The 16,843-nt window shown below is 58.7% G+C and carries 7 protein-coding genes; all 7 read left to right on the plus strand.

The window, feature by feature from the left end; genetic code table 11:
• The first annotated feature begins 168 nt into the window (after positions 1 to 168).
• The 7 genes from OHL18_RS20550 (at position 169) to OHL18_RS20580 (ending at position 16,840) form a co-directional block, all read left to right on the plus strand.
• Positions 169 to 3,537, plus strand: a complete 3,369-nt coding sequence (locus OHL18_RS20550) for a TonB-dependent receptor (RefSeq protein ID WP_263376752.1) — start codon at positions 169 to 171, stop codon at positions 3,535 to 3,537.
• Between the two features lie 132 nt (positions 3,538 to 3,669).
• Positions 3,670 to 5,019, plus strand: coding sequence for an alkaline phosphatase family protein (locus OHL18_RS20555; RefSeq protein ID WP_263376775.1), 1,350 nt, complete (start codon positions 3,670 to 3,672; stop codon positions 5,017 to 5,019).
• 803 nt (positions 5,020 to 5,822) lie between these two features.
• Complete coding sequence (locus OHL18_RS20560) at positions 5,823 to 6,851, plus strand: LacI family DNA-binding transcriptional regulator (protein ID WP_263376753.1); 1,029 nt, start codon at positions 5,823 to 5,825, stop codon at positions 6,849 to 6,851.
• A 4-nt stretch (positions 6,852 to 6,855) separates the two neighbouring features.
• Complete coding sequence (locus OHL18_RS20565; RefSeq protein WP_263376754.1) at positions 6,856 to 8,004, plus strand: glycoside hydrolase family 76 protein; 1,149 nt, start codon at positions 6,856 to 6,858, stop codon at positions 8,002 to 8,004.
• 83 nt (positions 8,005 to 8,087) lie between these two features.
• A complete protein-coding gene (locus OHL18_RS20570; RefSeq protein ID WP_396274982.1) occupies positions 8,088 to 11,606 on the plus strand; it encodes an alpha-mannosidase in 3,519 nt (1,172 codons plus the stop codon).
• 355 nt (positions 11,607 to 11,961) lie between these two features.
• Positions 11,962 to 15,522: a TonB-dependent receptor domain-containing protein gene (locus tag OHL18_RS20575; protein ID WP_263376755.1), complete on the plus strand. Its 3,561-nt coding sequence runs from the start codon at positions 11,962 to 11,964 to the stop codon at positions 15,520 to 15,522.
• 139 nt (positions 15,523 to 15,661) lie between these two features.
• Entirely contained in the window at positions 15,662 to 16,840 is a 1,179-nt protein-coding gene (locus OHL18_RS20580; RefSeq protein ID WP_263376756.1) for a tetratricopeptide repeat protein, read from the plus strand.
• The last annotated feature ends 3 nt before the right edge of the window (positions 16,841 to 16,843 follow it).

Consider the following 16,843-nt stretch of genomic DNA (forward strand, 5'->3'; position numbering starts at 1 on the left):
AACTTCTCGTCAGCGCCTCCTCTAGCTTCAGCGAGGCGGGTAGGTGATGTCGCGCTCCCGCCAACTTTCCAAACTTGAGAACGAGAGACGCACATTTTGGCTAGCGGGGGTTTTGGTTCGATGAAGATCAGGAATCTAAGGACAGGGCGATGGGTCGGCATGCTTTTGATGCTGGCATTGTGCCGCGCAGGGTTTGCCCAGGACACGGGCGCAAGTCTGTTTGGCGAAGTGAAAGACAGCCGTGGGGCCGTGGTGAAGGGCGCCAATGCCGTTGCCACCAACACGGCGACCAACCAACATACCGATGCGACCACCGATGATCAGGGTGAGTACGTGCTGCTCAAGTTGCAGCCCGGAACGTATACCCTGAGCATCTTCGCGCCGGGCTTCAACAGCTACAAACAGGATGGAATCCGGCTGGACCTGAACCAGCACGCGAACCAGGATGTGATCCTGAACGTGGGCGACGTTCAACAGGCGGTCACGGTGACGTCCGACGTTACCGGTCTGGATACGGAGTCGTCGCAGGTGAGCGACGAGGTGAATGGAGCATCGCTTCGGCAGCTACCGTTGAACGCTCGCAATCCCTATCAGCTTGTGACGCTGGTGCCGGGGTTTGCGGGATCGACCGGAGATGACTACAACTCGAACAGCTTTTCGATTAACGGCACGCGACAGGGCTACACGGACGTGCTGGTCGATGGTAGTCCAGCCGGCTTCCCGACGGTGAATGGAAACTCGGGCATTGGTGTGTTTCCGTCGATCGACGCGATCGGCGAGTACCGCGTCCTGGCGCAGAACTACTCCGCGGAGTATGGGCGCACGGCCGGTGGCATCGTCAACGTCGTCTTCAAGGCCGGAGCCAACCAGTTCCACGGGACACTGTTCGAGTTCCTGCGCAACAACGACCTGGACTCCGACGACTACTTCTCGAAGCTGCATGACAAGCCACTGCCCGCCTTCCATCGCAACCAGTTCGGCGGCATCCTCACCGGCCCCATCATCAAGGACAAGACCTTCTTCCTGCTCTCGACCGAGTTGCTCCGCCAGAACGCGTTCCAGTCGCTCACAGCGACCGTGCCCACGGACCTGCAGCGGGAGGGAGATTTCTCGCAGACCTTTGGCGCGAATGGACAACTGATTACCATCTACAACCCATTTTCGACACGCGCGAACCCGAATGGCTCGGGCTACATCCGTGATCCCTTTCCGAACAACAAGATCCCTGCCAATCTTCTGAGTGCCGTTGCGCTGAAGGCACTCGCTTACTATCCCGAGCCCAACACGGTGGGCAACTCGATCACCAACGCCAACAACTACTTTGCCAACGGCAGCACGATCACCCAGACGACCGCGTGGGACGTGCGCGTGGACCACAACCTTACGCCGAAGCAGAAGATCTTCGCACGCTACTCGAACCGCTACTACAGTTCGGCACCGAACGCCCTTTTTCCGGCGCAGGACGCGGTCGCGGAAGGCTTGATCAACGGCGAGGACTACGCACGCGGCTTCACGTTCGGTCATACCATGACGATCAACGACAGGACGCTGCTGGATACGCGGCTTGGCTTTTCGCGAACTCTCTACAACTACCTGAACACGAGCCTTGGGTTCCAGGCCTCAACGCTGGGACTGCCGGGCACTCTGGATGCCGCGGGCGGAACTCCGACCTTCCCCGTGTTTTCGCCCGCGGGCTATACAGGGCTTGGCAACAACGGCGATCGCCACAATGCCTTTATGACGTACAGCCTGCTGTCTTCGCTGACGATGGTGCGTGGCAAGCACACGTTCAAGATCGGCTTCGACGGCCGTCTGATCCGGGTCAACGATCATGAGAGCGCCGATGCGTCGGGTAACTTCAGCTTCGGCACAAACTTCTCGCAGGGGCCAGACCCGAATGCAGCCAGCGCGAATACCGGCAACGGCATCGCGTCGATGCTGCTCGGCACAGGAACGGGAGACCTCATCCAGTCGTACAAGAATGACGCGTCGCAGAGCTATTACTTCGCGGAGTATCTGCAGGACGACTGGCGCGTTACGCACAAGCTGACTCTCAATCTCGGTGTGCGTTACGACCTCGACACCCCCCGCACCGAGCGCTATAACCGCATGAACTACTTCGACCCGAGCGCTCTGTCGCCGCTCTCTGCTGAAGTTCCTGGACTCAGCGGCGGCCTGGTCTTCGTCGGAACCGACGGGCACAGCCGCTACCAGTACCGTGCGGACACGAACAACTTCGCGCCTCGCCTGGGCTTCTCCTACGCTGCACTTCCAAGCACTGTCGTCCATGGCGGCGCTGCAGTGGTCTACGGGCCGTCGGCGCAGGCTGCTGCTGGAACCGTCGGGCCTTATGGGTTCCGTGTACAGAACTCATGGGTGAGCACGCTTGATGGCATCACGCCGTTCAACACTCTCGACAACCCATTCCCGAATGGCTTTCAGCCACCTCCAGGCGCAGCCGCCGGGTTGCTGACCGGAGTTGGCGGGCAGATCGAAGGTGCGATCCGCAACACGCCAACGCCATACGCTGTGCAGTGGGACCTCGATGTGCAGCACACGCTTTCGCGCGATACGACGCTGGAGGTCGCTTACGTCGGCAACCGTGGGCGCAAGCAGCAACAGAGCCGCGAGGGTGGCATCGACTTCGATCAACTGCCGACTGCGGACCTCTCGCTGGGGTCCCAGCTTGAGGCTTCCGTAGCCAATCCGTTCTATGGCTTTATCACCACGGGTGCCCTCAGCCAGCCAACCACAACGCGCGGTCAGTTGCTCCGCCAGTACCCGCAGTTCACGAGCATGCTGCCGCTGTTTCTTTCGGGAGGCAACACGCAGTATGACGCTCTGCAGGTACGCGTGAACAAGCGCTTCAACCAGGGTCTACAGGTGCAAGCGTCCTACGTGCTGGCGAAGAACTTCGACAACGGAACCAACCATCAGGACAGCTTTGCCCCGATGAAGGACTTCGCGGTCAGTTCGCAAGATGTTCACCAGCGCTTCGTGGGCAGCTATATCTACCAGTTGCCCATCGGACGTGGACAGCGCTTCGCTTCCAACATGTCGCGCTGGGAAGACCTCGCAGTGGGCGGATGGCAGATCAACGGCATCACGACGTTGCAGGGAGGCACGCCCCTTCAGATCAGCGCAAGCAACTCTCTCTCCAGCTTCGACTTTCAGACGCTGTATGCCAACACCAACTTCCAGAATGCCTCGCTCTCAGGCGACATCCACAAGCGCCTGAACGCATACTTCAAGACAGCCAATTTCAGCCAGCCAGCGCCGTTCACACTGGGCAACGGGCCGGCCTACTACGACAACCTGCGTTCGCCGAGCCTCGACAGCACAGACCTCTCGCTCTTCAAGGAGTTCGAGACGGTCGAGCGGCTGAAGCTGCAGTTCCGCGCCGAGATGTTCAACGCGTTCAACCATGTTCAGTTCGGCTCGCCAGATACCGGCGTGACGGATTCGACCTTTGGTGAGATTACGTCACAGGCAAACTCTCCAAGGCAGATTCAGTTCGGCCTGAAGCTGCTGTTCTAATTGTGGGTGGCGGGCTGTCCCGTTCTATGGGGCAGTCCGCCGATTTACTCTGAACCTGCATGGAGACTCAAGAAAGTTTTTTCAGGCAAGACAAGGGAAGGGACGATCTTGATTCAATCTTCCGGGCGGCTGTTGGCGAGCGCCCTTCTATCGATCAGCGCAACCATTTGTTTCGCAGCACAGCCTTCTTCACCGAACGCGCCTCACGTGGTGGTGATTACCATCGACGGATTTCCGGCGCGCGCGCTCCAAGACCCGCGCCTGCCGATGCCCACTCTGAGAGCGCTGGCCGCCTCAGGTGCTGTAGCTTCGGGAATGCAGCCGATCAACCCTACCGTCACGTGGCCGAATCACACGGCCATCCTCACCGGAGTCAACGCCAGCCAGCATCACGTCATAGCGAATGGTCTCATCATCCTTCCAGCAGATGGAAGTGCGCCGGAGATCGAACCGTGGACCGACAAGGACAAACTGGTCCATGCGGAGACGCTGTATGAAGCGGCAGATCGCAAAGGGCTGACGACGGGCCAGGTCGATTGGGTCGCCATCTACGGGGCGAACGGAGTGCGTTGGCAGTTTGGTGAAAAGCCCGATGTTAACGGGGAGATTCCGCAGGAGCTGATTGCCGATCACATCGCAACGCGGGAGCAGATTGAGCAGTTTGGAGAGAAGAGCACACCTGCGTGGCGCGATGAGATCTGGACCGATGCCGCGGTCGACATCATCGAGAAGCATCAACCGAACCTTACCCTCGTGCATCTCTTGGAGACTGACTCGCTGCAGCATCAGTATGGGCCTTTGACCCCGGCTGCCTATGCCGCGTATGCGTATGCCGACCAGTGCGTGGCACGCGTCGTCGATGCCGTGCGCTCTGCCGGCATCCGCGATCAGACGACCTTCTTCATCCTCTCCGATCATGGATTCGCAACCTACACGCACACAATCAGCCCAAACGTTGCTCTCGTGCAGCAAGGGTTGCTTCACTTGGAGGGCGGAAAGTACAAGGGAAGTGTTTGGGTGAAGGCGGAAGGTGGCGCGGCCTCGCTATATATCCTCGATCCAAAGCTGCGGGTGAAGTTGGTGCCGAAGTTGAAAGCCTATTTTTCCAATGTGCCTGGAATCGCCCACGTCTACACGAACCGTGAAGCTCTTGCTTTGGGTCTACCCGATGAATCCGATACCGAGCAGGCGCCGCAACTCTATCTTGCAGCAGCAGCCGACTTCGCCTTCGGCGACGACACGACCGGAGATCTGGTGCGGACCAACCCGCCCCGCGGACAGCATGGCTATCTGAATTCGTTATCGGATATGCAGGCACTGTTCATCGCATCGGGTGCGGCGATCAGGCCTGGGGTCACCCTTGGCTCAATCCCAAACCTCCAAGTCGCGCCCACCATTGCGAAGATCCTGGGCATTCAATTGCCAGCGGCAAAGCAAGCTCCTCTGAACCAGATTCTCCGTGTTGATCCTGATGGGCAATAGCTTTCGTTGAAGAGGGTCAAATCGATCTCTGGTTCAGCCGGAAGCTCGTCTTGAGACTCGCTTCCGACGAGCCTCCGGCGCATAGGGTGTAGCTTCCCGGTTCAACGACCCATTTGCTCTCGACATTCCAGATTTACGGAAAGCCATCAAGAATGAACTCCTGTATTCTTTCAACACATGCCGGTGCGCCCACACGCCACAGTTGGCGAGTCTATCGTGTTCGGAGGTGCCTCGCAGATCAATAGGCGAGTACGGTAGGGAGCGGTCAGCGTGGCCGAACCCATATTCCGCCTCGTTATTCTGGGGCAATATGCAACTTCGGACAAGCCACTCGCGTATCGGAATAAGAGGCTCACTCCATGCGAAATCCAGGCAGGCTTCAGGAATGCCGTGTTTCCTCATGCCGGTTGAGGGGCCTTCCGCCGTGACGGTCATTCGCGCAGCACACAGATTCCGAAGCCTCCCGGACGCCACGGGAACCTCAAAGTATCCAGACGGCGAGAGCTGATTCAAGGTGCCCTCGCGGCACCGGAACGGGCGACGTTTAGCTTGCGGCCAAGCTTGCGGCCAAGATTGCGGCCAAGCTTGCGGCCAAGATTGCGACTGCTATTATGAAACCGCTCTTGCGACTTGAGAGCAGATGAATGTGATCGAGCGATTCACTCTCCAGTAGCGATTGTTCTTTTGAGATTTGACTATGCCTTCATTTCCATCGGGGAGATTCCAGACTCTCCTGGCGACTTTTCAGGGTGCAAGACCGGCTGGGGATAGCCGTCACAAGCCGGAACCGGATGGGTCAACCTATGCCAATACCGAAGAGTAGTGTGCCGACGTTGGTGGACGTCGCTCGTGAAGCCGGGGTCTCCCTCAAGACGGCATCGAGGGTCTTGAACAACTCTCCTGAAGTGCGGGAGGAGAAGGCGGCCAAGGTCAGGGCGGCTATGGAACGCCTTGGATATCACGCGAACGCCCTGGCCCGCGGACTGAAGGCGCAGCGATCGGCCGCTGTCGGAATGATCGTTCCGGACCTTTCGGACCCTTTCACGGCGAACTCCGTCCACGGCCTGCAGGAGGTAGCGCGCCGGTGTGGATACGCTGTGATCCTGGCAAGCTCAGGCGGTGATGTGGAGTTGGAACGCACCGAGATTCAGGCCTTGATCGGCCGTCAGATCGACGGTCTCGTGATTGCCCCAGCCGACAGCCGGCATGATACGTTTACCGGCGTGATCCCGGCGGGCGTCCATGTAGTCGCGTTTGACCAGGTCTTGAGAAGTGCCAAAGTCGATTCGGTGACCGTCACCAACCGGCGAAGCGCACGAGAAGCCACCGAGCATCTTTTGGGACATGGATTGCGCCGGGTGGTGGTGATTGGCGCGCGGCCGCATCTTTACACCATCAAGGAACGGGTCGCGGGCTATCGCGCGGCGATGCGTGCGGCGGACCAGCAAGAGCGAATCTGCATGGTGGAGCACGAGAATGTGCTCACGCCCCAGTGGTTCGCGGAGAACATCTTCGCCCTGCACAACGCAGATGCCATCCTGACGTTGAACTGGGTATGCACCATGGCGGCCCTGCGGGGACTGCGGCAGCTCGGCAAGTCCGTTGCACGAGACATTGCCATGCTCTCGTTCGATAATTTCGACCTTGCGGATTTCATCACCCCGGGACTGTCCGTAATTGTGCAGCCCGCCGAGGAGATTGGCCGGGTAGCGGCGAACCTTCTGTTCGAGCGACTAAACGGTAGTTCGGGAAGCCCGCGCTCCGTGGTTTTGCCGGCCAAGCTGGTCATACGGCAATCTTGCGGATGTTCGCTGACCGATGGGAGACATTGAAACGATGGGGCAGTTAACTTGTCGAGCGGGAGCTTTCCTGCTCGTTGCAGCTTCTCTTCTTGGGTGCGCCTCGCACACCGTGAAGAACTCCGTTCCCACTGCAACTGATGTGGACAATCCCGATCTGCGTAGGGCCAGCGATGCGATGGCTGCCTTGCAGCGGTGGTATGTTCCGGCGACGGGGCTATACCAGACGACGGGGTGGTGGAATTCCGCTAATGCCACGACCACATTGGCGGATTATGCGCGGGTGAGCGGAAAGCGTGTCGACTACGAGGGAACGCTCGCGAACACGTTTGCGGTTGCCCAGAAGGAGGCTCCGGGCTTTCTCAACAAGTTCTATGACGATGAAGGGTGGTGGGCGCTGGCGTGGGTGGATGCCTACGATCTGACAGGCGACCCGCGCTATCTGACGATGGCGGAGTCGATCTTCAAGGATATGGCTGGCGGCTGGGACGATACGTGCGGCGGCGGCATCTGGTGGAGCAAGGACCGGGGGTATAAGAATGCGATTGCGAATGAGCTGTTTCTGGCGGTCGCGGCGCATCTTGCGAACAGGACCCGAGGCGCAGAGCGGCACGCGTACGCGACATGGAGCAAGCGTGAGCTGAAGTGGTTTCGCGGGACAGGGCTGATCAATGCGCAGGGGCTGATCAATGATGGGCTGGGCAAGGCCAAGGATCAGACGAGCGGAGGGGGGTGCTCGAACAACGGGCAGACTACGTGGACGTATAACCAGGGGGTGATCCTGGGCGGGCTAGCGGAGATGTCGAAGGGCGGCCATGGCGCGGCGGAGTTGAAGCTGGCACGGGAGATCGCTCGAGCGGCGATGGCGCATCTTGCGGACAAGGATGGCGTGCTGCATGACCCCTGCGAGCCGAAGTGCGGAGGCGACGGAGTGCAGTTCAAGGGGATCTTTGTGCGAAACCTGGCGGCGCTCTACCGGGTTGATCCCGAGGCGGAGTTTGCGGCGTTTGTGCAGGGGAACGCAGAGGCGATCTGGACGAAGGATCGAGGGCCGGAGGATCGGCTGGGGGAGACGTGGTCGGGGCCGTACATGGCCGCGAATGCAGGGGCACAGAGCTCGGGGCTGGATGCGTTGGTGGGCGCTGTGGAAGTGAGTCATAGGCAAGGGCGATCTGCGCTCAATTGACAACGATGTCATCGTTGAGGAACAATCCTCTGCGTTATCCCTTTGAATTGGAGAGAGTACCCATGAAATTCCGTTGGAAAACAATGCCAGCCAGCCTTCTGATGCTTCTGACGTTCCCGAGCCTTGCGAACGCGCAGAAGAAAGACGCTCCGGACCTGAGCAAGGTTCCAACGCTCTACGTAGTGGGTTATGCGCACCTCGATACCGAATGGCGGTGGGAGTACCCGCAGGTGATCGACGAATACCTGCGCAAAACGATGGAAGACAACTTCCGGCTGATCGACAAGTACCCGCACTACATCTTCAACTTCAGCGGCGCGAATCGCTATCGGCTGATGAAGGAGTACTTCCCGGAGGACTTCGCGAAGCTGAAGCAGTACGTGGCGGAGGGGCGCTGGCATCCGGCGGGGTCGAGCATGGAAGAGGGTGATGTGAACGCGCCGAACGCCGAGGCGATTATCCGGCAGGTTCTCTATGGGAACGACTGGTTCCGCGCAGAGTTTGGCAAGGCGAGCGCGGAGTACATGCTTCCGGACTGCTTCGGTTTCCCGGCATCGCTGCCGACGATTCTGGCGCACTCGGGAGTAAAGGGCTTCTCGACACAGAAGCTGGTGTGGGGATCGTCGGCGGATGGCGGAGGTCCGGAGAGCCTCGAAAAGACTCCTGAGGGGACGCCGTTCAACGTAGGTGTGTGGGTTGGGCCGGACGGCGAGACGGTGCTGGCTGGGGTAAATCCTGGAAGCTATGGCGGCCACATTACGACCGACCTCAGCAAGCCGCTGCCGGAGCGTGCTCCCGACCCAAAGATCGGAGACGACGCCAAGAAGATTGCGGAGATGGAGGCCGAAGGCGAGGCTGCCGAGAAGGCTGGCAAGAAGATCGACCCGCAGCGTTACGAGGAGTATCAGAAGCTTCGGTTTGAGCACGATGCTCTGGCCCATGAGCAGCAGGTGAACGACTTCAACCGCTACCAGCACGATTGGGCGGCGCGGGTGGAGAACAACGGCAAGGTGACAGGTCTGTTCACCGACTACCACTACTTTGGCACCGGCGATATCGGCGGAGCTCCGAACGAAGAGTCGGTGAAGACGCTGGAGGCGATCGTCACGAAGGGAAGCGTGAGCCTGCCGGTGGAAGGGATGCCGCAGCGCGACAATGAAGCGCCGACGACGCCGGCGGTGAAGGTCGGTGAAGGGCCGGTCCATGTGGTCTCTTCCAACGCGGACCAGATGTTCCTGGACATTACGCCGGAGCAGGCTGCGAAGCTGCCCCGGTACACGGGCGAGATGGAGCTGACGAATCACTCGGCTGCATCGTTGACCTCCGAGGGGTATCAGAAGCGTTGGATTCGGCACGAAGAGCTGCTGGCGGATGCGGCGGAGAAGTCTTCGATTGCGGCGGCATGGCTGGGAGCTCGGCCGTATCCTCTGCAGCGCCTGAATAGCGCATGGACACTAGCGATGGGAGGCCACTTCCATGATCTGGCGGCAGGCACGGCGACGCCACGTTCGTACGAGTTTGCGTGGAACGACGACGTAATCGCGCTCAACCAGTTTGCCGACGTTCTGAAGGACGCGGTCCAGGGCGTGGTTGCAAAGATGGACACGCAGACCAAAGGCGTTCCCGTGGTCGTCTTCAACCAGCTCAACATAGCCCGCCAGGATGTGGTTGAAGCGAAGGTGGACTTTGCAGGCGCGACGCCGCAGGCGGTTCGCGTGATCGCGCCTGATGGGACGGAAGCGCCCTCGCAGCTCGTCGACGGCAACGTGCTGTTTGTGGCAAACCTGCCTTCGGTGGGCTACGCGGTGTACGACGTCCAACCGGTGCAGGGCGGAAACAATGAAGCAAACTTATTAAAGGTTTCAGACCGGGAGCTTGAGAACGAGTACTATCGCGTGAAGCTGAACGATGATGGCGACGTCGCGAGCATCTTCGATAAAGAGAACAACAGGGAGCTGCTGTCGTCTCCGGCGCGGCTCGCGATCTCTTACGACAACCCCAAGCAGTGGCCGGCGTGGAACATGGACTGGGACCAGGAGCAGGCTGCGCCGAAGGAATATGTCTCGGGCCCAGCGAAGATCCGGGTCGTCGAGAATGGCCCGGTCCGCGTCGCGATCGAAGTGACACGCGACACCGCGGGATCGCACTTTGTGCAGACCGTAAGTCTCTCTGCCGGCGATGGCGGCAAGAGGGTGGAGTTCGGCAACGTGATCGACTGGAAGACGAAGGAGTCGAACCTGAAGGCGAGCTTCCCGCTGACCGCGAACAACGAGATGGCCACCTACAACTGGGACATCGGGACGATCGAGCGGCCAACGGCGAGACCGAAGAAGTTTGAGGTGCCATCGCACCAGTGGATCGACCTGACGGATGCGAGCGGTAAGTTTGGCGCGACGGTATTGACGGACAGCAAGAACGGTTCCGACAAGCCGAACGACCACACGCTGCGCCTGACCCTTCTGGTGACGCCGGGAACTGCGGGCGGATACGAAGACCAGGCCACCCAGGACATCGGGCACCATGAGTTTGTGTATGGCATCGCGGGGCACTCACTGGGCTGGCGTACAGCGCAGACGGACTGGCAGGGGCAGAGACTGAACTCGCCGCTGTATGCGTTTGAGACAGCGAAGCATGAGGGCCCGCTGGGCAAGACCTTCTCGCTGCTGAAGGTGGACAACCCTCGGATCCGCGTGCTGGCCGTCAAGAAGGCAGAGCATAGCGACGAAGTTGTGGTGCGACTGGTGGAGCTTGACGGCAAGCCGCAGGAGAAGGTGACCGTGTCGTTTGCGGCCCCGGTCGCGAGTGCGCGTGAGGTGAATGGGCAGGAACAGCCAGTGGGTCCGGCGACCGTGGAGCAGGGAGCGCTGGTGACTTCGTTTGGTGGCTATCAGCCACGGACGTTTGCACTCAAGCTGACGTCCGCGACCACGTCCGCTGAGGGTGTCCGTTCGGCTCCAGTGCCGCTCAAGTTCGATCTGGCGACGGCGACGACCGATGGCACCAAGGTCGTTGGCGGCTTCGATGGCAAAGGAAACTCGCTGCCTGCGGAGATGCTGCCGAGTGAGATCAACTTCAACGATGTGAAGTTCGAGCTTGGGGCTGCAAAGACCGGCTCGGCGAATGCTTTGGTCTCGAAGGGTCAAGTCGTCAAGCTGCCGGCGGGCGAGTACAACCGTGTGTATGTGCTGGCCGCTGCAGCGGATGGGGATCAGCAGGGAGTCTTCGAGGTTGGCGGCGCGAAGACAGAGCTGAAGGTCGAAGACTGGGGCGGCTTCATCGGGCAATGGGATGACCGCCAGTGGAGCAAGGATGATTACAAGAACGACGACTACGGCCAGATGACCGGTCTAAAGCCAGGGTTCATCAAGCGCGACGATCTCGCGTGGTTCGCGAGCCATCATCATGACGCTGCAGGCAAGAACGTCGACTATTCGTACTCGTACCTGTTCGCGTATGAGTTGGACCTACCCGCGGGTGCGAAGACGCTGAAGCTCCCGAACAATAAAAACATCCGCATCATGGCCATCTCGGTAGCACAGGAAGACCCCAAGGTCACAGCGGCTCGACCGCTGTACGATGTGCTGCCAGCGGGTACGAAGTAGTTCTATGCGGGTCGGCCTGGCGGCCCTTATGGCTGCCAGGCGGCCGCGAATCATCGTGTGAGCGCGGACACAATCTCTTGCCTTGCTCCATCGGGACAGAGTATCTCTGAGAGCCCGCTGGAGCAGTGCGCGTTGCGGCGAAGGGAAGGCGCACGGGCTGTCCTGGACGCTGCCCGTGCGCTTGTTCTGGTCGTCGTCATGCGAGGCGCCAGGGCCGTTAAATTGTGAAAAATAGCTGTTGACAACGATATCATCCGGGGCGTAAGTTTCGCGTCGTTCAAGATTGACAACGTTGTCGTGTTTTGAGATATGCGTGGCTCGCGCCATGAAAGCGCATCACTTTTGGGGAGGAACTATGACGCACATCCAATCTTTGTACAAGTCGAGGCGAGCGGGCCTCTGGGCTAAACCCGCCGCGCTTTTGCTTGCACTCTTCGTTCTCGTATCGGGTCACTTCAACTCCGCATGGGCCCAGGCGAACGCCGGTGTCACCGGCACGGTCACCGACAACACAGGCGCGGTCGTTGCGAACGCCAGTGTCGTCGTCACCAATGATGGAACGTGCATCTCAAGCCATCTGACGACCAGCAGCGCCGGTACCTACACCGCTAAGGGCCTGAATCCCGGCAAATACACCATCACGGTCGACGCTGCCGGCTTCAAGAAGGCAGTCCTAACCGGCGTAAACGTCGATGTCAGCGTGATCTCAACTCTAGACTTCACTCTCTCCAACGGCGACGCAAGCGAAACGGTTGAAGTGACCTCGAGCGCGATCGCCCTCAACACCACCGAACCACAGCTTGGAAGCACGATCGAACCAGAGGTTGTGGCAGCGCTTCCCGTAGAGGTCTCTGGCCGCGGACGGCAGATCGACCAGCTTCAGTTTCTGGCTCCTGGCGTAACGGGTGACAGCTTCTCTCACCGCGACGGTGGTGGCGCCGACTTCGAGCAAGAGATCGTTTATAACGGCATCCCGGCGCCTCAGTCAGAGACTGAGGGCTACACGCAAAACTTCAATCCACCCTTTGAGATGGTCCAGGAGTTTCGCGTCGAGCGCTCCACGTTTGCAGCTCAGTTCGGTCTTGGCCAGGGTGCTCTGACCTATCAGATGGCTACCGGCACCAACAAATATCACGGCGATCTGTTCGAGATTAACCGTAATAACCTCTTCGACTCTGTCGGCTTCTTCAACGGCAAAGCGTTCAACCCGACGACGAATCCGAATGACCATGTTCCCACTGATCATGAGAACAACTATGGCTTCACTGTGTCGGGGCCGATCAGCATTCCTCATCTCTACAATGGCCACGACAAGACCTTTGGCCACTATAGCCAGGAGTGGTACAAGGAAAACAATACGAACACCTATCCGGGTACGGTTCCGACCGCACGAGAGAAGACGGGAGACTTTACCGATTACGTCGACGGTTCAGGAAATGTCATCCCCATCTTTGATCCAACTACAGGGAAGCAGTTTGTCTGTAACGGCGTGGCGAACGTGATTTGCCCTGAGCGCATCAGCCCGCTCTCGGCTACGTTGATTCCTTCAATTCCTGATCCGGATCGTCCGGGCCTGGATAGCAACAAGAGCCCCGTTGATTTCATTAATCCGAACATCCAGCATGTATGGGGATTTACTGTCGACCAGGTGATCAACCAGGCGCAGGGCATCCACTTCAGCATGTGGCACAACTACTTCCACAACTTCGGTTTCGATCAGGCCCCGATTGTTCTTGCTCCGAACCCGCTGAACAGCCTTCGCGAGTACCCAAACAAGGGTAGCGGATACCTGTTGACGTACAACAACGCATTGACGTCGCATCTTGCCATGACCGCCGGTATCGGCTGGATTGGGGAGATCAACAACCAGTTCAATAACTCCAGATACAGCTTTCCTGGAATTGCAGGCGGCATCGTTCCGCCAAACTTCACTTTCGATGGCCAGCACACGCTGACGCAGTGGGGCACAAGTGGCGCGAACACCGGCTCTGTTAACCGCAAGTTGGGTCTTGTCGCTGTAAACAACTGGCTCTGGTCGCTGGGACGGCACACCTTCAATATCGGTGGAGAGTTCCGTCGCACTTACCAGGACGACAACGAAGAACAGACTGCCGGCGGTCAGTTCAACTTCAGCCACAACACAACCTCCGATCCCGCAAAGGATCCCGCCACTGGCGCGCCCGTCGCCGACTTCAACACGGACGGCAGCGCCTTCGCAAGCTTCCTGCTTGGAATTCCCGACAGCGACAACCGGGCCAATAGCCAGGAGTTGAAGTTGCGGAACGTCGATCTGTCGCCTTATGTGCAGGACGATATCAAGTTGAATCCGAAGCTAACTTTGAATCTTGGCATTCGCTGGGACATTCAAGTGCCATTCACCGAGAACAACAACAACATTGTTTACTTCAACCCCAACGGCACTGACGCGCACTTCGCCAATGCCGCTGGCAACCCGATTCCTGGTGCGGCGACCAAATTCGGCAACTGCACTGGCTGCGCTGGCGTCAGCAGGGCGGATACGCACTTTACCCACTTCGGTCCGCGCCTTGGCTTTGCCTATAAGCTAAGCGATAAGAGCGTCATCCAGGCTGGCTTCGCGATCGCTTTCCTGAATGGTGGCGCGTATGAGTACGGCACCAATAAGGTCGCTGTTAACTACGGCAATCTGCTCGTAGGAACTTACACCCGTAACAGTCTCGGTACTACTGCCTCGGCAGTTGGGAATTGGGATACCGGTACACCCATTCTTCCCAACCCGCCTGCAACGCCGTTCTCGACCGGACTTGGCGCAGGGACGCAAATCATGGCGTTCGACACCAAGAAGGACGGCTTCGCACCCTATAGCCAACAGTGGAACGTAAACTATCAGCGCGAACTACCTTACAACCTCTTCCTTACCGCGGCCTTTATTGGCAACCGCGTCATTCATCTTCCGAGCAATATCAACCAGATCAACCAGATCGACCCGAAGATCCTCGCACTGAAGAGTGACCTAACCCTCAGCTTCGCAGATGGTAGCGCTCAACAGGCAGGCTATACACTTCCGTATCAAAATTTCGTAGCCGACTTTGGTGGTAATGCGACGGTTGGACAGGCCCTATCGCCCTATCCGCAGTACTCCTATATTCGGAACAACTTCGAAGGCTTTGGTACGGCCTACTACCAAAGCGCACAGATCGAGGTCGATAAGCGCTTCACCAACGGCCTATCCTTCCTGGTTGGCTATACGCTCTCCAAGGAGATGGATAACGCGAGCAGTGGATTCTCTACCTTCACCAATGGAGGCATCAACAAGTACAACCAGAAGCCGGAATGGGCTATCTCAAGCTCCGACGAACTTCAGACCTTGAAGGTCAGCGGAACCTACCAGCTTCCCATCGGTCCTGGTAAGAAGTACCTAAACAACAAGGGCATCACCGGTCAGGCGCTCGGCGGCTGGCAGATCGGCTGGATTACGTCGTACCAGTCCGGCAATCCTACCGGCGCAACCCAGAATGGCACACCCGTTCCGACCCAGGGCGAATTCTATCGGCCGGTACTGACCGGGCCGCTCGGAACTGCCAGCTACAGCCGAATTCGTGACAATTTTGTGGGCAAGGGGGGTACAGGAGCTGTCTGGAACGTATCATCATGGGCGGACTCTCCGGCTTACACGCTTGCGGATACCAAGCGGAACTACTATGACCTACGCAATCCGCCAAACTACAACGAGGCAGCGAACGTGTCGAAGAAGTTCCACTTTGGAGAACGGTTTTCTGGCGTGTTGCAGGTCGACTACTTCAATGTGTTGAACCGAACGCGCTTCAATAATCCTGATCAGAACATTGACAACGGACACTTTGGACAAGACGTAAACAACCAAGGCTCACAGATTTCAAACCGTCAGGGGCAGGCGCAGTTTCGGCTTGAGTTCTAACGGATCTCTGGAGTCCCGCATTCATCGCGCGTCACTGATAGGGGCTGCTCTCGGGCAGCCCCGCTTCTCTTCATAAGATGTTTCACGCCTTCATGGAGGCAGGGCCAATGATCTGCAATCTCCTCTATAATCTTGCCAAATGAGCGCTGTTCCTTCCTTCTTACGGCTCACACTTGCGCTTACGCTGCTTGCTTTCGTGATGCCTCAGCCAGTACCGGCCCAGGCACATGGCGACGAGGTCTCGCCTGAGGTGGAGAGGCTGTATGCCGAGGCCGGCGAGGCGCAGGCGGCGAACGATACGGGCACTGCGATCGCGAAGTATCTAGCCATGATCAAACTCGCTCCGCATCTTGCCGCCGCTTATAACAACCTCGGCATGCTGTACTTCAACGACCGCGACTACGAGCATGCAGTCGAGACTCTCGAGCGCGGCCTGAGGCTTCATGTAAGCATGCCGACCGCAACAGCCATGCTCGGTCTCAGCTACTACCAGCTTGGCCAGAACGCGAAGGCCGAGCCACTGATCAAGACCGCCTTATCCAGCAAGCCCGGAGACGACCAGCTTGAGATGGCACTGGCGCAGGTTCAGATCAGACAAAGCGAATACCAGCAGGCGACGGTTACGCTGACCCACTATCTCGGCCGAAATCCGAAGGATCAAAGCGGCTGGTATCAACTGGGCAAGACGTATCTGCAGATGTCCCAGGACGCGTTGAGCAAGATCAATCAAATCGATCCGAACTCTGTTGTTGCCCACGAGATCACCGGCGAGATCGACGAGAGTATGCATAACTACGACCTGGCCCTGGTGGAGTACAAGAGGGCGATCGAGCTTGCTCCGAACCAGCCGGGGACGCATATGCACATGGCGAATACCTACTGGCTGATGACGAACTGGGAGCCAGCAGAGAAAGAGTTTGCCGCTGAGATCGCCGTCGATCCGAATAATTGTAGCGCGCGGTGGAAGCTCGCAAACTCGATGCTTGAGTTGAACGAACCAGCGGACAAAGCATTGAACGAGTTGAACCAGGCGGTCGACCGCTGCCCAACACTCATGCAGGCGAGGGTCGATCGCGCTCGCGCTCTGGTGCGGTTGGAGCGGCAGGAAGAGGCGTTGCCAGACCTCAAGCTCGCCTTGGCTGAGAGCCCCAGCGAGCCATCGATACATTTCCTCCTGGCGTCGGTCTATCGTGCCGAAGGCGACCAGGAGCGAGCCACGAAGGAGATGCAGCTTTATGCCCGTCTGCAGCGCGAGGCCCGCGATGCCGCAGCTGCTCAGGCCGCAGACGTGTTGCAGGTGAAGAAGGATGCGCAGTAGGGC

It is taken from the genome of Granulicella aggregans, assembly GCF_025685565.1.
GTDB classification, from domain to species: domain Bacteria; phylum Acidobacteriota; class Terriglobia; order Terriglobales; family Acidobacteriaceae; genus Edaphobacter; species Edaphobacter aggregans_B.

Coding starts and splice junctions, on each gene's coding strand:
- OHL18_RS20575 (WP_263376755.1), top strand. CDS start 11,962: ATGACGCACATCCAATCTTTGTACAAGTCGAGGCGAGCGGGCCTCTGG.
- OHL18_RS20565 (WP_263376754.1), top strand. CDS start 6,856: ATGGGGCAGTTAACTTGTCGAGCGGGAGCTTTCCTGCTCGTTGCAGCT.
- OHL18_RS20580 (WP_263376756.1), top strand. CDS start 15,662: ATGAGCGCTGTTCCTTCCTTCTTACGGCTCACACTTGCGCTTACGCTG.
- OHL18_RS20560 (WP_263376753.1), top strand. CDS start 5,823: ATGCCAATACCGAAGAGTAGTGTGCCGACGTTGGTGGACGTCGCTCGT.
- OHL18_RS20550 (WP_263376752.1), top strand. CDS start 169: ATGCTGGCATTGTGCCGCGCAGGGTTTGCCCAGGACACGGGCGCAAGT.
- OHL18_RS20570 (WP_396274982.1), top strand. CDS start 8,088: ATGCCAGCCAGCCTTCTGATGCTTCTGACGTTCCCGAGCCTTGCGAAC.